General features: G+C 46.6%; 23 protein-coding genes. 1 reads left to right on the top strand and 22 read right to left on the bottom strand.

What is annotated here, in order from left to right:
• Nucleotides 1-205 precede the first annotated feature (205 nt).
• The 8 genes from ACE3K2_RS03545 to ACE3K2_RS03510 all read right to left on the bottom strand — a co-directional run bounded on the left by ACE3K2_RS03545 (nucleotide 206) and on the right by ACE3K2_RS03510 (nucleotide 6,729).
• Nucleotides 206-1,183, bottom strand: a complete 978-nt coding sequence (locus tag ACE3K2_RS03545) for a biotin--[acetyl-CoA-carboxylase] ligase (RefSeq protein ID WP_421886742.1) — start codon at nucleotides 1,181-1,183, stop codon at nucleotides 206-208.
• On the bottom strand, nucleotides 1,170-2,468 hold the full coding sequence (locus ACE3K2_RS03540; RefSeq protein ID WP_421886739.1) for a CCA tRNA nucleotidyltransferase: 1,299 nt from the start codon (nucleotides 2,466-2,468) through the stop codon (nucleotides 1,170-1,172). Before ACE3K2_RS03540 ends, ACE3K2_RS03545 begins: the two co-directional genes overlap by 14 nt.
• A gap of 63 nt (nucleotides 2,469-2,531) precedes the next feature.
• The gene (gene bshA / locus ACE3K2_RS03535) at nucleotides 2,532-3,692 is read right to left on the bottom strand and encodes an N-acetyl-alpha-D-glucosaminyl L-malate synthase BshA (RefSeq protein ID WP_421886736.1); all 1,161 of its coding nucleotides are present in this window, start codon (nucleotides 3,690-3,692) and stop codon (nucleotides 2,532-2,534) included.
• Between the two features lie 100 nt (nucleotides 3,693-3,792).
• A complete protein-coding gene (gene bshB1, locus ACE3K2_RS03530) occupies nucleotides 3,793-4,491 on the bottom strand; it encodes a bacillithiol biosynthesis deacetylase BshB1 (RefSeq protein ID WP_421886733.1) in 699 nt (232 codons plus the stop codon).
• A complete protein-coding gene (mgsA, locus tag ACE3K2_RS03525) occupies nucleotides 4,488-4,928 on the bottom strand; it encodes a methylglyoxal synthase (RefSeq protein WP_017687735.1) in 441 nt (146 codons plus the stop codon). The genes bshB1 and mgsA overlap by 4 nt, the downstream gene beginning before the upstream one ends.
• A gap of 11 nt (nucleotides 4,929-4,939) precedes the next feature.
• A complete protein-coding gene (dapB, locus tag ACE3K2_RS03520; RefSeq protein WP_017687734.1) occupies nucleotides 4,940-5,743 on the bottom strand; it encodes a 4-hydroxy-tetrahydrodipicolinate reductase in 804 nt (267 codons plus the stop codon).
• A gap of 81 nt (nucleotides 5,744-5,824) precedes the next feature.
• Complete coding sequence (locus tag ACE3K2_RS03515; protein WP_421886729.1) at nucleotides 5,825-6,349, bottom strand: tetratricopeptide repeat protein; 525 nt, start codon at nucleotides 6,347-6,349, stop codon at nucleotides 5,825-5,827.
• A 50-nt stretch (nucleotides 6,350-6,399) separates the two neighbouring features.
• On the bottom strand, nucleotides 6,400-6,729 hold the full coding sequence (locus tag ACE3K2_RS03510; RefSeq protein WP_017687732.1) for a nucleotide pyrophosphohydrolase: 330 nt from the start codon (nucleotides 6,727-6,729) through the stop codon (nucleotides 6,400-6,402).
• Nucleotides 6,730-6,902: 173 nt separating this feature from the next.
• On the opposite strand from ACE3K2_RS03510, the gene ACE3K2_RS03505 reads away from it, so the two are divergent.
• Nucleotides 6,903-7,772 carry a YitT family protein gene (locus tag ACE3K2_RS03505; protein WP_253438555.1) on the top strand — a complete coding sequence of 290 codons (870 nt, stop codon included), beginning with the start codon at nucleotides 6,903-6,905 and terminating at the stop codon, nucleotides 7,770-7,772.
• A 113-nt stretch (nucleotides 7,773-7,885) separates the two neighbouring features.
• Here ACE3K2_RS03505 and ACE3K2_RS03500 read toward each other — a convergent pair whose 3' ends face one another.
• The 14 genes from ACE3K2_RS03500 to hisC all read right to left on the bottom strand — a co-directional run bounded on the left by ACE3K2_RS03500 (nucleotide 7,886) and on the right by hisC (nucleotide 19,406).
• Nucleotides 7,886-8,755: a sporulation protein YpjB gene (locus tag ACE3K2_RS03500; protein ID WP_421886726.1), complete on the bottom strand. Its 870-nt coding sequence runs from the start codon at nucleotides 8,753-8,755 to the stop codon at nucleotides 7,886-7,888.
• A gap of 66 nt (nucleotides 8,756-8,821) precedes the next feature.
• On the bottom strand, nucleotides 8,822-9,448 hold the full coding sequence (locus tag ACE3K2_RS03495) for a DUF1405 domain-containing protein (protein ID WP_421886723.1): 627 nt from the start codon (nucleotides 9,446-9,448) through the stop codon (nucleotides 8,822-8,824).
• A gap of 110 nt (nucleotides 9,449-9,558) precedes the next feature.
• On the bottom strand, nucleotides 9,559-10,443 hold the full coding sequence (locus tag ACE3K2_RS03490) for a menaquinol-cytochrome c reductase cytochrome b/c subunit (RefSeq protein WP_091018012.1): 885 nt from the start codon (nucleotides 10,441-10,443) through the stop codon (nucleotides 9,559-9,561).
• A 22-nt stretch (nucleotides 10,444-10,465) separates the two neighbouring features.
• Complete coding sequence (qcrB, locus tag ACE3K2_RS03485) at nucleotides 10,466-11,137, bottom strand: menaquinol-cytochrome c reductase cytochrome b subunit (RefSeq protein ID WP_017687726.1); 672 nt, start codon at nucleotides 11,135-11,137, stop codon at nucleotides 10,466-10,468.
• A gap of 15 nt (nucleotides 11,138-11,152) precedes the next feature.
• Nucleotides 11,153-11,695, bottom strand: coding sequence for a ubiquinol-cytochrome c reductase iron-sulfur subunit (locus ACE3K2_RS03480; RefSeq protein ID WP_017687725.1), 543 nt, complete (start codon nucleotides 11,693-11,695; stop codon nucleotides 11,153-11,155).
• Nucleotides 11,696-11,887: 192 nt separating this feature from the next.
• Complete coding sequence (locus ACE3K2_RS03475) at nucleotides 11,888-12,310, bottom strand: DUF2487 family protein (RefSeq protein WP_421886719.1); 423 nt, start codon at nucleotides 12,308-12,310, stop codon at nucleotides 11,888-11,890.
• Nucleotides 12,311-12,462: 152 nt separating this feature from the next.
• Entirely contained in the window at nucleotides 12,463-12,642 is a 180-nt protein-coding gene (locus tag ACE3K2_RS03470) for an IDEAL domain-containing protein (RefSeq protein ID WP_017687723.1), read from the bottom strand.
• 23 nt (nucleotides 12,643-12,665) lie between these two features.
• Nucleotides 12,666-13,172 (bottom strand): gamma carbonic anhydrase family protein, encoded by a 507-nt coding sequence (locus ACE3K2_RS03465; RefSeq protein WP_421886716.1) that lies wholly within the window; start codon nucleotides 13,170-13,172, stop codon nucleotides 12,666-12,668.
• Between the two features lie 44 nt (nucleotides 13,173-13,216).
• Entirely contained in the window at nucleotides 13,217-14,335 is a 1,119-nt protein-coding gene (locus ACE3K2_RS03460; RefSeq protein WP_421886712.1) for a hypothetical protein, read from the bottom strand.
• A gap of 278 nt (nucleotides 14,336-14,613) precedes the next feature.
• Entirely contained in the window at nucleotides 14,614-15,213 is a 600-nt protein-coding gene (locus ACE3K2_RS03455) for a histidine phosphatase family protein (protein WP_421886710.1), read from the bottom strand.
• 43 nt (nucleotides 15,214-15,256) lie between these two features.
• The gene (locus ACE3K2_RS03450; protein WP_421886707.1) at nucleotides 15,257-15,892 is read right to left on the bottom strand and encodes an anti-sigma factor family protein; all 636 of its coding nucleotides are present in this window, start codon (nucleotides 15,890-15,892) and stop codon (nucleotides 15,257-15,259) included.
• Complete coding sequence (locus ACE3K2_RS03445; RefSeq protein WP_062835180.1) at nucleotides 15,889-16,482, bottom strand: RNA polymerase sigma factor; 594 nt, start codon at nucleotides 16,480-16,482, stop codon at nucleotides 15,889-15,891. Before ACE3K2_RS03445 ends, ACE3K2_RS03450 begins: the two co-directional genes overlap by 4 nt.
• A 702-nt stretch (nucleotides 16,483-17,184) precedes the next feature.
• Nucleotides 17,185-18,279, bottom strand: a complete 1,095-nt coding sequence (locus ACE3K2_RS03440) for a prephenate dehydrogenase (RefSeq protein ID WP_421886704.1) — start codon at nucleotides 18,277-18,279, stop codon at nucleotides 17,185-17,187.
• A gap of 26 nt (nucleotides 18,280-18,305) precedes the next feature.
• The gene (gene hisC, locus ACE3K2_RS03435) at nucleotides 18,306-19,406 is read right to left on the bottom strand and encodes a histidinol-phosphate transaminase (protein WP_421886701.1); all 1,101 of its coding nucleotides are present in this window, start codon (nucleotides 19,404-19,406) and stop codon (nucleotides 18,306-18,308) included.
• Nucleotides 19,407-19,475: the final 69 nt, after the last annotated feature.

Here is a 19,475-nt window from a genome sequence, read left to right as displayed (position 1 = left end):
GAATCCAACAACTCACTTATACGTATTTCATTCTTGCACTGCGGTCTGCTTATATCAAACACATCAAAGCAGAACAAAGGTTACTGTTACGGGAGTGCAATTCGGTCTGCATTAGCCGATATCGCCTCACGAACACAGTATACCAAAGTTCTGCTCAAACTTCACGTCTTATGTTCATTTTACCAGTGAAAATTCGACAAATTGTTTACGATTTCCAGGAGACCTCGCCAGAGATGACTAGTGTATGTTCTCCATCGTGCTTTTCCACAAGGAGTGCTCCTGAAGGGTCAAGACCGATTGCCTTCCCTTCAATGATGCCATGAGGATTCGTCACTGTAATCTCTCGATTCATCGATACGGACAGGGCCTCCCATAGAGCTGAGATCACACCAAATCCTTCTTTTTGATACAAAAAATACAACTGTTCCAGCTCGGTTAAAATGGCAGCCGTAAGTTTGGTACGATCAACAGGTTGCCCCGTCGCCATCTTGAGCGAAGTAGCGATTGCGGTCAGATCTTCCGGATAATCCTCTGGATCAAAGTTCACATCAACGCCTATACCTGCAATACAGTATCTGACTTCATGATCTTCCACCGTGGATTCAAGCAATATGCCACATACCTTACGTCCATCAATCAACAGATCATTGGGCCATTTGATGCCTGCATCAGCTCCTGTGCAAGCTCGAACGGCACGACATACAGCCACTCCTGTTAACAAAGTGAGCTGCGGCGTATGCTGAAGAGGTAGATCAGGGCGCAACAGCACACTCATCCAGATTCCTTTACCCGGGGGAGAGAACCACTGTCGACCGAAACGTCCTCTTCCTCCTGTTTGTTCTTCCGCGATGACCACAGCGCCTTCAGCTTGCCCCTGCTCAGCTAGTTTCAGAACATCCCCTTGTGTAGACAAGGTCGAGGTCAACAGAACAGCCTTACGGCCAAATACGGTTGTATCCAGTGCCAATTGGAGGGCAGTGGCGTCAATACTGTCCGGTTTCGTTACCAGACGGTATCCTTTGCGGGATACCGCTTCGAACTCATAACCCATGTCTCGCAACTTGTTCACATGTTTCCATACAGCAGTTCGACTGATGGACAGATTACGACTAATCTCTTCACCCGATACGAATCGTCCTTCTGCATTTAACAACATATGTAACAGATCTTCATGCTTGGTCATCTTGAACCACCCGCTTCACTTCTGCACTTAGCGCTTCATGCTGATTCGCTATCGTTCCAATCGCCGTTTCTCTTAACAAATGTTTCATCAGTTGACCCAGCCAAGGCCCGCCTTTGCGTTGCACCATTTGCAACACTTGTTCCCCTGTGATGTCCAGCTCTTTCAAGTCATGCACAGGGATCGATTGACTCCATTGAGCTGCAAGTTCTTGAACCAAAACAGCCTGCATTTCTGCCTGTTCGGGCTGATTCCGCCACCTTGCTGGCAGTACAGACTGTATTTGAAGCCAATCATCCGCAGCTTGAACACCACAAGCCAGAACAGTAACGATCCAATCGGAACGAAGACTAACCGTATCCTTCTGCTCCTGAACGGAAGTATGAATCAACTGCTCCACCTGAAGGACTCCTGTTATACGAGCACGGTGTTCATTGGAGAATGTCCACTGACGTAATAATACGTCTGCTTCATCCTTGCTATATCCGCCAGCAATCAGAATGAGTGACCAGCGGAGCAACACATGCTCACCTGACAACTGTTCCAGATTGGATAACAACTTCTTGTTGAATCGGGCCGAGTTTACTGGCACTTTGATATGCACAAGTGCATCACTTCTGTATATCAGCTCCAACCCTCTTAATGGATGCGGTCCCGACATCATTTTTACCATCTCGGTCCGTACCCGTTCCATCGCTATATGTTGAAGCAGCTCTTTCTGCCTTACAAGACCCTTCCACGTATTATGGGCAATTTTGAAATCAAATACTGAAGCAAACCGGACACAGCGGAGCATCCGCAGTGCATCTTCACCAAATCGTTCCATCGCAGAACCTACACATCTGACTCGCTCTTCCTTGATATCGTCCTGCCCACCAAACGGGTCAACGATTGACCCAGTGACGTCCATGGCAAGAGCGTTCATTGTGAAATCACGCCGCTGTAAGTCTTCCTTGATATCCTGAACAAATTGAACCGCAGCAGGTCTGCGGTTATCCTGATATTCAGATTCTGTTCGAAACGTGGTCACTTCAAAGTAATAACCGCCAGAACGAACGGTAACCGTTCCGTGCTGCAAACCGGTAGGAATACAGTCGTCGAACAATTCCATGACTTGTTGGGGAGAAGCAGATGTCGTGATATCCATGTCGTCTACTACTCGTTCCATCAATTCGTCACGAACACAACCACCTACCCAATATGCCTTGTAGTCATGTTTGTTTAATGTTGTGAGTACATTCTCACTTTGAATTGCCATTTCACGATCTACCTGTGTCCATTGAACCACCACATATCACCTCTTCTCTTGCCTGTTGTGGTATGCACAGTATAATTTCGTCAAACCAATTGACTAACCGCAAACCGGCTTTAAGTTCGGAACTTCCCTTCCCAGCACCCGGTAATAAATCTGTTCATATTCATGCCGAATGGCATCATTGCAAAAATCGTGATGTGCGCGTTGAAGACACGCTTCCCTAAACTCCGCCGCCAAACGATCGTCTGTTAACAAACGGATGGTGTTCTCGGCCATGGATTGTGTATCCCCAATCGCGGATAAGAATCCCGTCTTACCGTGTAACACCAGTTCCGGAATTCCTCCGGCTTGTGAACCAATCGTGGGTACGCCGCAAGCCATTGCTTCGAGCGCCACAAGTCCAAAACTTTCCTTCTCCGATGGAAGCATCAACACGTCTGCCATAGAAATGACCTGAGCAATATCATCCTGTTTGCCAAGGAAATGAACCTTATCATTTAAGCCGAGATCATTAATTTTCCATTGCATCTTCGGCAAATCAGGCCCTTCACCTACAAATAACAGTTTGGCTGGAACCTGTTCCTGTACCTGACGGAAGACCTCTACCACATCCTGAGTTCTCTTCACCGGTCGGAAGTTGGAAATGTGCATCAATATTTTCTCGTCAGGCGCAGCGAAGTCTCTTCGCAGACTGGCAGCATCCCGCGGATAATATATTCGTTTGTCAATAAAATTATAGGTCAGATCGATTGGACGCTGAATATCCAGAAGTTCAACCGTTTCCCGAATCAAATCTTTGGATACCGCAGTGACCGCGTCACTTTCATTAATGGCAAGCCGAATGAGATCCTTCAGAGATTCATCCTGAGCCAGAACCGTAATATCCGTTCCATGTAATGTCGTCACTACTTTCAGGCCGTCTCCGACCATCTGTTTCGCAAGAAAGGCGCACACTGCGTGTGGCACAGCATAGTGAACATGCAGCAGATCCAGCTGCTGTGACTTAGCCACCTGAGCCATCTTTGTTGCCAGGGACAGATCATACGGAGGATAACGGAAAACATAATAATCATTGACTTCAACTTCGTGATAAAAAATATTTTTCTGGAATGAACCCAGTCTGAACGGGATACTGTTGGCAATAAAATGGACCTGATGCCCCTGTTCTGCAAGCAATTTGCCCAGCTCCGTTGCGACAACGCCAGACCCGCCGAGGGACGGATAACAGGTGATGCCGATTTTTAGCTTTTTATCCATCCGGTGGACGCTCCTTTGATCTCCCGCTTCATGCAGGTTGATATAATGCAACGGAATAATGAAACGATTCGTCTCATTAACACGTAAAATGTGAAATCGTTTATTGGGCGCTAGGGCCAAAGTGATGAACCACGTAAGGTGTAATTGTAGCAAAACCTTCTGCAAACGGGATAAGACTGCGTTGTCCAAGCAAGGAATCACGGGCTCTTACACGTTCAATATACCCTTGATTCAATGGCGTAGAGACCGCCCCGTCTCCCAGTTCGAATTGGGAACGATAAGAGAGCAATGATGTTTCTTTTTGCTCATAGTGTTCCGTAATATCTACAATCAAATCCGTAGGTCCAATGTCATTAATAAAGTAAAAATAAAGTTCTTTCACTTGCACGGCAGGCATGTCCGGCATGTAGTTCCGAAGCTTCGCGTTAAATACAGCCTCCTGCACAAGCTTGCTGCAATTGACGTGATCCGGATGACGATCTTCCCAATAGGGAGCAAATACCATCCGAGGGGCGTGACGCCGTATCTCAGCCGTTATCGCCTGTACATGTTCAGGCGTAAGATACAAGCCGCGATCAGGAAGCCCCAGATTCGTTCGACACGAAAGACCGAGGATGCGGGAGGCTTGCTCCGCTTCCTCGGTTCTGCGCTCTACTGTTCCATTGGAAGACATCTCAGCACGAGTCAGATCACATACGCCTACTTTTAAGCCAGCAGCGGTATGTTTGGCAATCGTACCACCCATACCGATCTCCGCATCGTCCGCATGTGCTCCAAAGATGAGAATATCCAGACTCATTCGGAATCACCCGAATTTAACCCTGCCTCCGGCTTGTATTTATGTACCAGCTCTCTCCAGGCAAAATCGCCACGATCCAGAGCCTTAACCAGAATCTCAGCGGTTGCGATATTGGTAGCAAGTGGAATTCCCTGCACATCACAAAGACGTAACAACGCATTAATATCCGGCTCGTGAGGTTGTGCCATCAGTGGATCACGCAGGAAAATAATCAGATCCATCTCATTTTGCGCAACCAAAGCTCCAATCTGTTGATCTCCGCCCAATGGGCCTGATTCGAATCGATGAATCTTCAGAGACGTTCCTTCCATAATACGAAGGCCTGTGGTTCCTGTAGAATACAATTGATGGTCCGTAAAAACAGGCTCATATGCCGTCACGAAATTAACCATCTCTTCTTTTTTACGATCATGGGCGATAAATGCTATTTTTAACATGACAATCTCCTTTAGTCGATAAAGTGGTCAAATCCGTAGATCATTCCTGTATATTCCATAACCTTTTGCACACCAATCTTAACACCAGGCATATAACCTGCGCGCTCGTAGGAGTCATGCCGAATTTTGAGTGACTGTCCATAGTCTCCGAAAACAACTTCCTGCTGTGCGAATACACCAGGCAATCGTACACTGTGAATTCGGAAGCCATTGTAATAACCACCGCGTGACCCTTCAATGGTTTCTTCCTCATTCGGGTTACCCTGACGAAGTTCTTCCCGATTGGCAGCAATCAGTTCGGCAGTTTTGATCGCTGTTCCAGAAGGAGCATCCAGCTTCTGATCCCCGTGGTATTCGATAATCTCCACATTCGGCATATGTTTGGCAGCCTGTGCTGCGAATCGCATCATCAGAATGGCACCGATCGAGAAGTTAGGGGCAATAAGGCCACCGATACCTTTGTCCTGGCATTGCTTGTCCAACTGTTCAATCTGCTCCGGCGTAAAGCCGGTAACCCCCATGACAGGTCTAACTCCATGACGGATCGCAATCTCGGTATGTGTAAAAGCATATTGCGGCACTGTAAAATCAACCATAACCTGGGGTTTTGTTTCAGCAAACGCCATTTCGATATCATCTGTCACCAGCACCCCACACTCCGGCAAACCAACAAGGGTTCCTGCATCCGTGCCTGCTCCGGAGCGGTTGACAGCCGCTGCAAGCTCCAATTCCGGGTCCTGAAGTACCAATTTCACAACTTCACGGCCCATTCGGCCAGCCGCTCCGATCACGGCAACTCTGATTACTTCACTCATATTGACTGCATCTCCTCGCTATGTTGGTTCATATCGTTGAATCCATTTCAACTCAAAAGAAATCTTTGCAAAAATGAATTCTTATTGAATGGATTTCATACGTTGCTTGATTTTCTGTAACATCTGATGCAGCTGCCCATTCTGTGGGTCCAGCAAAATGGCCTCACGCAGCGCCTGAATTGCATAGTCAAATTCATTCAAATCACTGTAAGCAAGCGCAAGCATCACATGAGCTTCCACTGAAAGCGGATCAAGTTTGACCGCTTCTTGCAGAAGCGTTGACGCTTCCACATAGCGCTCCTGTGTTGCATTACCCGCCTGCTCCAACAGCAACTTCGCTCTGGAGGTCAATTGTTTCGCTTCCAATGTCTGCAGATGCAAAATATACTCTTCTATTCCTGGCGACAATTCAACCGCCTTACGCGCATATTCAAGCGCTGGAATGAGATGTTTGCTGCGGGCGTGTGTAATGGAACAGCGATAATGTAGCTCCGCATGTTTTGGATGAGCGTGAATGGCTGACTCGAACCAGCGAATCGCCTGCTCAAAATCATTTTGCAATATACAGCGGTAAGCCTGCTGTATATATTCTTCCGGTTTCATCATTAAGCTGACCCTCCCCGATCGGGTGATGGTACAGCATATGTAATCTACGCCTAATCGGTGTTTTTGGGAGTCCACCGATTGGCATCGCGGGTGTTAAATTTATGCATGACTTTGTCGTGAGCCTCAGCCAGATCAATTCCCAGTGAGTTCGCAAAACAAATCGTGATAAATAAAATATCTCCAAGCTCAAGTTCAATGGAATTGGCTGCTTCGGAAGATTTCTTCGGTTTCTCGCCGAACTCATGATTCACTTCCCTGGCAAGCTCCCCGACCTCTTCAGACATCCGGGCCAACATGGCCAGGGGACTGAAATACCCCTCCTTGAATTGGGAGATATACTGATCAACCTCACGCTGCATTTCTGCGATGCTTTTCTCCATGAGAACGGATTCTCCTTTTGAAATGATGTCGTATTTGTTCCTAATAATATCAGTTATTTAGATTCACTTCCACCATCATCAGCGACAAATCATTTTTAAAGAATCAATAAACAGGTATACTAGGATGGGAATGAACGCTTCTTCATTCTAATTTATCAACAGCGAGGGATCTTATGAGCACTGCCAAAACCTGGGTTCAAGTTAAATTGGTTCTTCCCATCCTGCTGGGTACAGCCTTATATGCCTTTGGGCTCCTCTATTTCATTATCCCCAACCAGCTTATGGAAGGTGGTCTCACCGGGGTTACGGTGCTGATCAATTATGCTTTCGGCATCTCACCTTCACTTACGACCCTGATTCTTAATGTTCCCCTCTTCCTGATCGGGCTCAAAATTTTGGGCGGCAGACAGATGATCTATACGGGTATCGGAATCGGGGCATTGACCGTTTTTCTATGGTTGTTTGAGAAGTTGATTCATCTGGGTTGGATTGAACCATTACATACCGAGAATGACTTACTGTTAGCGGCACTTTATGCAGGTGTCACCCTTGGAGCCGGTCTTGGCATCGTATTTCGTTGGGGTGGAACGACGGGTGGTTCAGACATCATTGCTCGTATTCTCAATCGCAAGTATGGGTGGAGTATGGGACGAGTATTACTGGGCATCGATTTTGTCATTATCGGGCTCTCTCTCATCTACATCCCCAAAGAAAAAATTCTGTATACGCTTGTAGCTGTATTCATCGCTTCCAAAGTCATCGACTTTATTCAGGAAGGTGCCTATTCTGCCCGGGCATTTATGATTATTAGTGACCACGCACCCGAGATTGCGGACCAAATCACACGGGATATGGATCGCGGCGTTACTCTGATTCCAGCCATTGGTGCGTACTCCAAACAGGCCAAACATATGGCCTACTGCGTGATCTCCAGGCAAGAGTTCAGACGTCTGCAGACCATTGTACGTTCCATTGATCCCAGAGCTTTTGTCATCATCAGTGATGTTCACGATGTACATGGAGAAGGTTTCAAAGAAAGCTGACCTACTGTGCGAACTATAAGAAAACCTCAGTTCACATGAAGAGCCATTAGCGTGGCTGTTTATGCGAACAGAGGTCTTTTTTTTAAATACAACACCATCACGTTCATATCCACTTAGCGCCGAAAAGGAAAAATCCCCTGCTGATGTGCACGATATTTACGATATCCGGCATAACTTAACGTCGCAACAATAACCGAACTAATGAGCAGCCCAGCTGCCCTGCGATCAGGGCCCTGTACAAACGGTACAAAGGCACTCTCGTCTTTTTCGCGACCAAATAACTGGTTCACCAGTTCCTCTCCGTGGCCGACCATACTCTTTAACTGAGCGAGATCAGGCTGCTTTGCAGCGGTAAGCCCTTTGGTATGAGATAACCAGGCGTCCATCTGAGCAATTTCATACGGTTCACGGCGAATCAGTGCGGCAGGACGAATTGTCTCATAATGCTCCTCCAAAACGGTGTAGCGGTTTGCCAGTACGGCCGCAGTTTGCCCTTGATTTGTAGCAGCGGATAAAGCATCCAGATCGTTTTTCACAATTTTATAATACTGCAGCCATAAAGGCTTGGTTGGATTCGCGAGACTATCTGCTGCAAGTCTGAGTTTGGCAGAGGACTGCTGAAGAGAAGCATCGTCATTTTTCACCTTCACAACGGCTTGTTTTACTTCAACTACGGTTTCGGACAAGGCGTGAATGCCCTCGACTGTTGTTTGTCCCTCAAAGGAGATATGCTCCAGACTTTTACTGATACGCAGAATGCTTCCTCGTACTTCTTCAATATTATTCTCGAGCGCCTGACGATACAATAGGGCTGCTTCCTCATTAAGTTGTGCAATTGAATTGCTTGTGGACACTTGCTGATCTGAAATCGATTTCATTGCTTCACTTTGCGCGGATACACGATATGCTAAGTTCGTCCAAAGCAGCAGAGCCATGAACGATACCACCAATAAGCCAGTTTTGGTCCCGAACGTTCTCTTCATGGACATCCCTCCCACCACCAATGTATGGCGGGGGACCGTTCGTTAGAACAAGCAGAAGATCTGATATCAGGTTCGTTTCGCTTGTCTGAGCGCAAACCAGGCACACAGAATACTCACCAACGTCAGCCCGAAAGTGAAGTTACGCACACCATCTACATGATCATAGAGGGAAGCGGGTAACCAAGGGTAAATATCATATGTATAATCCATCGTATCGTTCAACAGCGTCCAGAGACCTGCAACGACAAGGGCAATCCACCGGAAGCCGAAAAAGCGTACATAAATCAGAGCTTCAATGGCCATCGCACTATGCGAAGCAATCAACATCCAGTCTTGCCAGTGCTGTGTACCGCCTTGCATCCAGCCAGCGAAAATAATGGATACGGCCCATACGCCATATTTCACAGATGTGACCACGGCAAGCGCCTGAATCACATGTCCGATCCGTTTGATTATGATGGACTGTGGTGGGTACAAGATCCATAACAACGCTAAAGTAAAAAACAAACTCGCTGTTGGGCTATCCGGCACAAATACGATCTGCCACACCGGTTGCTCAGCCAGCGTCAATTTCATTTGCTCTCCATACCAGATGTATCCGTATACCGTGCCTACCGCATTACACCAAAATAATAGCCACAGGAAATAACGATTGGTCAGAAATTCCCTACTCCAGAAAAACGATAAAGCCACGTTCCCTGCCCCTTCCTTCTTCATATATTGCACACGATACAGTGCAGTCCAAAAAACACTTCAAAAAACCTGACCGCATAAACGATCAGGTTTCATTGGTTATTTCGATTTTACTGTTCTGCTTTCTGTTTCGCAAGCCATTCGGTCAGATGAGTGATCTCTTCATCTGTAACACCTTGAGCAATCGCTTGGTCGTACATCGCAGGCATCTCGTTATAACCTTCTTTGATAATAGTCAGAATCTCTTCCTGACTGTGCTTGTCACCCACACCCCGAAGTGAAGGTCCACTTGCACCCTTCATATCAGCCGCATGGCAGCCAATACACCCGGCCTTCTTGTATGTTTCCATTGCAGGATCATCCTGTTCAACGATCGCAACTTCCTCTTGCTGTCCGGGTGCATTCGAAACGGGTGGAAGCCCCTGTTCACGCCTCTCCAGCGCTTCTTCTTCACGTTGAATATGTTCAGGCTTCTGTCCACTCGCTTCCAACTCATGCTCGTAGTGCGTCCACGCTACATTCGTCAGGTAGAATACAGAAATGACCGACAAAATCATCAGTGATGAAGCAATTGGGCGTTTATAGAAACGCCGCTCCTTGCCTGTGTCCAGAAATGGCGCCAGCAGCAAAGCTCCAAAAGCGACTCCGCTGACCCCCAGTACCCCGAGCAGAACGTAATCGCCCGATGCGTATGGATACTTCAAGTACTGATACAGAAAAAGAAAGTACCAGTCCGGCATGGGAATTACGGATGCGCTTGGATTAGCCGGGTATCCCAAAGGTGCAGGTTCTGAGATCGTTAGAACCAGAATCCCCACCAATACAACGACACCAACCATCCATTCTTTCAGCAGGAAGTTCGGAATAAAGGCTTCGGATTTGCCAGGATACGCCGTGTAATCAGGCGGGGTAATGAATCCCGCACCTTTACGGACCCGTGAATCACCGACAAAGATAACCTTTTCCTCATCATCCTTCTTATGTCCGTGAGCCATTGCGATTCCTCCCTTCTTTCGTTTATAGTGGTCCCGAAATGCCCTGTCTGCGGATCATGATAAAGTGTCCGACCAGAAGCACCAGAAGCACAGCGGGGAGGAAGAATACGTGCAGGGCAAAGAATCGGGTTAGTGTCTGTGCACCGACAATCGTACCGCCTTGCAGGAATTCTTTAATAATCGGTCCCAGCCAAGGAACCGTATTGGCAATCTCCAGTGTTACTTTTGTTGCAAAATAGGCTTTGTTATCCCATGGCAACAAGTACCCTGTCAGCCCCAGGCCCAACATGACGAAAAAGATCAGCATGCCGACAACCCAGTTCATTTCACGCGGTGCCTTGTAAGAGCCTGTAAAGAACACACGCATCGTATGTAAGAACATCATTACGATAACCAGACTGGCTCCCCAGTGGTGCATGCCGCGAACAATTTGGCCGAAAGCTACTTTGGTCTGCAGGTACTCCACACTTGCGTAGGCATTGATAATATCAGGTACGTAATACATGGTCAGGAACATGCCTGACAGAATCTGAATAACGGTAATAAAGAACGTCAATCCACCAAAGCAGTACACGAATGCGGAAAAGTGATGAGCCGGATTTACATGCTCTGGAACTTCATGATCCGCAACGTCCCGCCAGATTGGCGTGATGTCGAGACGCTCGTCAATCCAGTCATAGACATTTTTAAACATCTGCGTTCACGCCTCCTAATTCACTCGGGTGTTCGGAACAATGTCGCCCAGATATACCCAACCCTGCTCTTCCTTGACTACGTACTCATCCAGCGGTTTGGGGGCTACGGCAAGATTCTTCCCTTCCTTGTCATAGTGCGCGCCATGGCAGGGGCAATGATACTCGTCAGGGTACTGCTTGTCACTGTTCCAGCCTACTGTACATCCCAGATGTTTACAGATAGGTGAGAGTGCATAAATTTTGCCCTGCTCGTCTTTGCGAATCCACGCCACTAACGATGCATTACTCAGATACCAACCATCCTGTTGTTTAAGTTCAAAGGTGAATTCTTGAGGCTCATTCGTAATTTTGCTGATTTCAGCTACTTTGACAGAGGTGCCTTCTCCCTTATGTTGCAAAATCGGGTCCACCGCAAAACGGACCATAGGAAGGATTGCACCGGCGGCCATGTAGGCTGTAGCTCCACCAAGCGTGTACGTCAAAAACTGCCTGCGTGACATCTCCATGCGGCTTGGCAATTTCAATGAAGCTTCGTGGTGGTCATGCTCACTGCTCATACTGTCTCCAACCCCCTTTTTCAGCCAACTCTCTCAAACGTTTTCATTTTCATAAATTCCACGACTTACTAGAACATACATAATCATATAGTAGCCCTAGAACACCGTCAAGAATTTGTCACACATTTTTAAGGTTCAATTGTAAGCGTTATTAAAAAATTGTTGGTAAATTGTCACATTTGTCCTCAAAAACTATTTTTTCCACAACTCTCGTATCTTTTCTCCTACAAATCTCGCAATCCCATCTTCTCCGACCTCATGAGTTAATACGGAACGACTCAGAACCAGATCAGCAGAGGGAATTTCCCCACCATCCAATTGACTATCTGATGACATAATAACCACATATTTGAATCCTGAAGATTTAAGCTGTGCGGACAAGGAATTTAATGTCATTGACAATTCCGGATTAGCATAATGAAAGGCTGGATAAGTCATGATTCTCCCTTTGAAAGGAATTTCGACCAGATCCAGAAAATCTCTCAGCCGCTCCAATGCCTCGGTAACTTCAACCGGCGACTGCTCACCGCTAAGAGCTGTGTATGGAATAAGGCATGTATCCAGATAGAGTTGCAGTTCAGCCCAGCTGTCTTGAGTCATCTCACTGAATTTCAATTCCCTATATCCCCTCTCTATCCATTTTATTCCCATATTATATATGAGCATATCTTATAAATCCAGACATTCATTTTGGAATTTCACATATCAAAAAAGGAAACACGCATCTGCGTATTCCCTTTTATCTCAGAAAGGATATATTTAGCCCATCAGTTTATGGTCCTCAGTTCATCCGTCAGACTCCGGAAAGCTACTTCGTCTCCGGTAGCTAACGCTTTATCGATTTCCAAATAGAGCTTCTCGCTCCGCTGTTTGCGAAGCGCTTCGTCCCACACCATCTCAGCTGCCAGCCCCAACATGACTTCATACGTAACTTTCATTTTATCCAATAGGATGCACCTCCAAAACGGATTTAAGAGCTCCTATATTCTTTCCCCTTGGTAACATAACCCAGTGAAGTTCTCGACATCCGCTCCAGATCGGCATCAGTCAGCTCACGTATCACTTTGGCAGGTGTCCCCAAAGCAAGAGTATAGGGCGGAATTTCACTATTCTCAGTAACAACTGAACCGGCTCCAATCAGCGTATATTCGCCAATGTCGGCTCCATTCAGCAGAATGGCTCCCATGCCGATTAATGATCCTGTTCCAATTCGACAACCATGTATGATCGCTGTATGTCCTACTGAAACATCATCTCCCAAAATCAAAGGTTGATCAGTATTGACATGCCCTGCAACGTTATCTTGAATATTACAGCGCTTTCCAATGATAATAGGAGCCAAATCCGCCCGCAGGACTGCATTGAACCAGACGGAAGATTCTTCTCCCATTCTCAAATCACCAATCAGTTTAGCACCTTCAGCCATATATACCGAAGAGTGTAACCGAGGTTCTAGACCTTTGTATGGAATTATCATTATTATCACTCCTTAATTTGGGAGTGATTTTAGCAACTTGTCCTTCACTTGTCAAACATAATAGGTGTGATGTCTCCTGTAATGGAGCGACAGGATGCAGCAAGACGTGAACCCCAGGCTGTCATTTGTATCGTCCGGCCTTCCTCATGTTCCCCAATACGGACCATGCCAAGATGCAACATCATTTTAACAATTCTGTTATCATAGATGGCCTCAGCCGTATCATAATAGAACGGCTGTATGAATGGACCGATCTGACGAAACAGCGACTCAGAGGTTGACCATTCCAAGGCACATTCGCCTGTCCAATACACAATAGAGGACAGATTGGGAATAGCCCCTTTATACAATCTTAACCAAAACCTAAATAGCTGTATCATTTCGGCTGTTTTCTCAGCCCCCAGCTTGTCTTCTCCAGCTGGTGATAACTTCAGCATGCCTTGCTCCTCACGAACCAGCCGATGGTGAAATGCATAGTCATAGAGAAGTGCAAAACGATCCGGGTAATCCTTGAACGAACGGCCATATCCGAATCTCCAACCGCCTTTGCCCACCAATTCCTCACTAATGTGCAGATGCTCCATAATCTGCTGTTGAGAGCGCCGGTACATCATGCCTTCAGCGTTAAGGGCAATTTCGTGCTGTTGGATAAACTGCAGGAACAACTTGAGATCATCTGCTAAGAGATGATACTCATCCCGATACATGGGTGGTTCCGTTGTTTTGGTAATCCCTGCTCGCAGATGTGTGGATAACACATCCCTGAATCTTAATTTCAGATCCTGGGGCACCTGATACAAATACCTGGTCTGCTGCGTTGTGCCATTGAACAACCATCCACTCTTATTGAAGCGAACGATGAGATCACGTGGACTGGCGCCAGCCTCACTCTCCTTTTTGTCCATCGATTGACGGGCTATGGCAATGAGTTCTTCCATTCCATAATACTGGCGAGGATCAAACAACAAGTTGTTCAAGAAGCGCTGATCTGCTTGATTCAGTTGACGTACCTGCTGCTCAAAAAAGGGTCTGCTGCCCAACGTAGTGAGAATACTCTGGATGAGTTCATGTTTGGAGTTAGGCTTGCATTCACATTGGTAATAGTCTGCTATTCGATTAAGCTGGCCAATATCGGCAAAAGTAAGCATATCCGCTAGATTCATGGGTCCATCGCCTCGCCCGTTAACTACTTCGGCTGCTGATTCGGAGCCTGAAATAGATTGGTTTTGTAAACATCGTTGACGGAATTCCCATAATCTAAACCTCTTTTTGGAAATCTTTTATGTTTGAATCCATTTCATAATATCTTTAGTGAATTATGAAATGAATTTGTTAATCATACTATGCCCTAAGTTGGTCAATCAGAAGAAAAATGAGAGGATTGAAATCATATAAAGTCTTTATTCCCCCCACAAAACGCAAAAAAACAACCCAAGTTGGATTACTCAGGTTGTTTCGCTGTGTCCAAAGACAGATGTCTTGTACAATTATATAACAGCGGACTCCAGTCTTCACGTTCCTTTTCCAGGATCGTCAGTGACAGGTTTCCAATACGTTCCGTATACCGATCTTTAAACAAGGCTGTTAACAGGTTGGCCAGAAAAGCTCCGTGAGTGACAATGAGCACGTTTTGGTCCGGATAGGCAGACCATAGATCTTCCACAGATGCCAGTGCACGAGTCTGGATATCCGCTATTTGCTCCTGTCCTAGGTCCAATGTGTCCCACGATTTGCCCCAACGGGCAATCCGTTCTTCTGAAGTCAGACCTTCAATCTGACCAAAAGCCCTTTCTTTCAACCGTGCGTCCGGCTCAAGCATAGGTACATTCAACAGCTTAGAGATAATCTCGCCTGTTTCCTGTGCCCGCGATAATCCACTTGTGATGATATAGTCCCACTGGTATTCTTCCGTCAACAGTCGTCTTCCCAGTTGCTCTGCCTGTTTACGGCCTTCTCCATTCAGAGGTATATCAGTCTGCCCCTGTATACGGCCCGCGGCATTCCAGTCTGTAAGACCGTGACGAATAAGCCCGATTCGCACTTACATCCCTCATTTCTCCACACGGCGAACGAAAGGTTAACACCTATGCACTCGCACCTTGTTTACGTTTATTCGTTGTTCGATGCATACGTCCAAGAGAAAATAAAGCCATGCCTATTGCAAGTAAAGACAGGGCCATCCAATACTGAGGATAAGCAGGTCCCATGCTCACAACAAACGGTTCTATGATGCTTCCTCTGTCCGCTCCAGTCATGTTGTACTGATACATTCCAGACGAAGATGGTCCGCTTCCCGCAACCCCTGTCTCCAGAATACCCGTAGCAACAACGTTGGTTTGCTCAGCTTCTGATACGTCTGGCTTAAACATTGCCATATACAGAAAGCTGCATAAAAAAATAGCCAGGAACGCGGCAATCCACAAAGACATATGCTTGCGGATTACAGCAGAGAAACGATTAACCTTTGCCTCTTCCGGCAATAGCCATGGAGACTCCGCATAGATCCGGTCCATAACGTTACGGTTCACTCTCTCTGCCTGTTGTTCTGTCACTGGAACCGGGATGCTGTGCAGCAAGATCTGGGCTTCTTCCCAGACCTCAAACTGCTCGGAGCACTCTTCACAACCAGCGAGATGAGCATGAAATGCAATCCGCTGAGGATGATTTTCCGGCAAGTCCCAGACCAGTGCAAACAGTTCCTGGGCTTCATTGCAATTCATCGGTTCTTCATCCCTTCATATGGCTCGTACACCGGTTCGAAGAAATAAGGTTCCAATTGAGTTTTTACGCTTGATCTTGCTCTGAATAATAGCGATTTCACAGAACTGACGCTCTGCCCAAGAATATTCGCAATCTCCTGGTAGTCTAGTTGATCATACTCGCGGAGTATAATCGCAGAACGTTGCTTCTCTGGCAAGTTGTTAATCGCATCTCTAACCAGCATCACCCGCTCGCTGCGCAGTACAGCATACTCCGGTGCATTCTCCGAAGGAGCAACGGGGACAATCCCGCTCTCTTCAAGTGGGACATTTCCGCTGCGCTGTTTGCGAAGCTCACTCAGTACCGTATTTCTCGCAATGGTATATAACCAAGTTGAGAATGAGGCATCCACCTCACGGAAAGAGTGCAGACTGCGGAACGCCTTATAGAAAGTCTCAGAACAGAGATCTTCCGCAAGCAGCTCCATATTGGAACTTTTCAACATATGATATACGAAAGCCAGTATTTTACGCTGATAACGACTCATCAGCTCGGAATATAACTCCAGGTTACCTTCCTTGATCTCTCGAATCAACTGGGAATCCGTCATTTGAGTGCGACCCCTCCTCGCCCATCCATGTGCTTCTCCCCGTTCGACTCTATCCATGTATTACCGAACAGGCACAAAAAAGTTGCGGTTCTCACCGCATATAAACAGCGTTCAGCACCATAACTGGCCTTCCCGCCAAATTCCCCTATGTAATGGCAATTTCCCCAACGTTTCTACATTAACAGTATTTATTGTACAACGGTCTGCATCATCCTGGCAAATCCATTGCTATCCACAGAACCCGACCTGTCATTCATATGCAGTCATTTTCACGTTCATGACTTCATTTAGAGCCTTTTTGGTAAGCCTTCTTATATAGACGGACGACATACTGAAAAGGTTACAAAAATGTGATATTTTTTTTGAACTAGTGCAGCCAAAAAAAAGGAGTTATTATCCTGAATTACCGAAAGATATAATTAATTCAAACAATTTTACTTAAAGTGTTGACAAAATGAAAACGTATACATATAATAAGGGTACAGTATGGTTTCTCTCCACTCCTATCCAATAACTGTATTGCTCCACGTGAGCAATGACCGCTTTTGTAAGCGGTCTTTTTTTTGTCTTTAAAAGATATTTACATGTTGATATTTACATATATCCTGTATATTCCCCTCTTCGATCTGTGACGAAAATCAAATAACAACTCCAATTTAACCTCACAAAAAAAAAAAGAGGGCTTTCGCCCTCTTTCTCGTTTTATATCCACACTTGATAACCTAAGGAATCCAATAATGTCTTGGCTCGTTCCATATCTTCTTCCTGACGGAAAGACAGTCGCATAATGCCCGGCACATCCACCCGGTTTTCGATAATCTCCAAGTTGCTCAGGTTGATGTCATTCGCCCCAAGCTCAGTTGCGATCTTACCGATCATACCCGGTGCATCCTGTACATCCGTGTACAGATCAAATAACGGCGAAATCATGCCTTTGCGTCGTTCGGGCAATACACTGCGGAACTCTCGGGCCTGACGGAATGCTTCTTCTATGCCTTCACCGTTCTTATGCTCCAGCATATCCGTAAAGGCCGTCATCTGGCTATTCCAATCCTTAAGCAGGCCCAGCAGTACATCACGGTTGCTAAGCAAGATATCCCTCCATACAATCGCATCACTGGACGCAATCCGGGTAATATCCCGGAAACCACCTGCAGCCAGCATTTTATACAGCGGGTTCGACTCATTATATTCACGCACCTGATTCACCAGCGCTACAGCAATAACATGGGGCAGATGACTAATCGCCCCCACGATGTCATCGTGCAGCAGAGGTTCCACACGCACGATCTGTGCCCGCGTATATGCAAGCAGCTCAGACAAGCTACTGTAGGCTTCCTCAGGTACATGTTCTGAAGGGGTTAAGACATAGTATGCATTCTCGAACAACACGGCTGAGGCCGCATCTACGCCCGCACGCTCCGATCCTGCCATAGGATGACCACCAATGAAGTAAGCGTCAGTCAGCCGCACATGCTCTGCACAGGCGGCAATGGAAGCCTTAGTGCTTCCTACATCCGTGATGATACATCCTTTTTTCAATGGCAGCTTGGAGAGCTTCTCAAAATAGGATTCTAACAAACCTACGGGAACGCACAAAAAAATAAAGTCGGCATCTTCTACCGCTTCTTCCAGAGAGAGCGTAGCATCATCCACTACACCGCTCGCTATGTACTTGTCCTTCAGTTCGTCCAAGTGGGCGTAGCCCATCACGGTTACACCTGGTTTGCCTTTGAAGCAGAGCGCAAGTGAACCGCCGATGAGTCCTACACCAATCATTGCAATTTTTAGTTTCATGGGTCCTCACTCTTTCATCGCCAGTATTAAGGGCGTGCTACCGCCTTCTCAGCCAGCGTGTTCTCCAGTGCCGTGACAAATGCACGGTTCTGCTCTGATGTTCCGACGGACACACGAATGTAAGTTGGGTATAGGTTGAATCCTGGTCGAACAATAATGCCTTGTTTGAGCAAGGATTGGAACGCCGTTGCCGAAGACATATTCAGATCAACCATAATGAAATTACCCTGTGAAGGGAAATAGGACAATCCCAACCGTGTAAATTCATTTTGCAGGAAATCCCGATCCATTGCATTCCGCTTTGAGCACTCTTGAACAAAATCCTGATCCAGTAGTGCAGCCGTTGCTGCAACCTGTCCAAAACGGGAGGTGTTAAACGGCTCACGTACACGGTTAATCAAATCAATAATTTCGGGACGTGCAATGCCATATCCGATGCGGAGCGAAGCCAAACCGTAAATTTTGGAGAATGTCCGCAGAATGACCAAGTTTGGATACCGTTCGATCAATGGTACGCTTTGCGGATATGCTTCATCGGTTACAAATTCATAATAAGCTTCGTCCAGTATGACCATCACATGAGCAGGCACGCGGTCCATAAAGGCTGTAAGTTCCTGCTCGGAGATAATTGTACCTGTCGGATTATTTGGATTACACACCCATACTGCTTTGGTTTTGTCGTTGATTTGCGCAAGCATCGCACTCAGATCATGTGTTCCATCTTTCAGAGGCACTTCGATGGTAACGGCACCCTCAATATCTGCATTGCTTTTGTATACGGAGAATGTCTGATCTGCCATGATGGTTTCGTCACCGGGCAAGAAGAAAGCTCTCGTGATCAAAGCAATAATCTCATCGGAACCACAACCAAATATTAAGTTATTCCGTTCCACGCCAAGATGCTTGGCAAGAACTCCCGTCAGCTCAACTGAGCTACCGTCTGGGTATATGCTTATATTACTCATTTCTCTCGTAATGGCTTCCAGGGCGGCAGGAGAACTGCCGTACGGGTTTTCGTTGGAGGCCAGCTTGATGACTTGTTCAAGCCCCAGTTCACGTTTCACTTCTTCAATCGGTTTGCCCGGCTGGTACACAGGCAGATTGACAATCTGGGATTTCGGTTTCAACCCGACCGCCTCCTGTTATTGAAATAATGGTAGACACGAATCAGCATGTACCTCACGTGTCCAAAGGAT

Origin of the sequence: Paenibacillus sp. (assembly GCF_048976745.1) — a bacterium.
GTDB lineage: Bacteria > Bacillota > Bacilli > Paenibacillales > Paenibacillaceae > Paenibacillus.
Note: the sequence above shows the minus strand (reverse complement) of the source record. Positions and strands in the feature narration are given on the sequence as shown.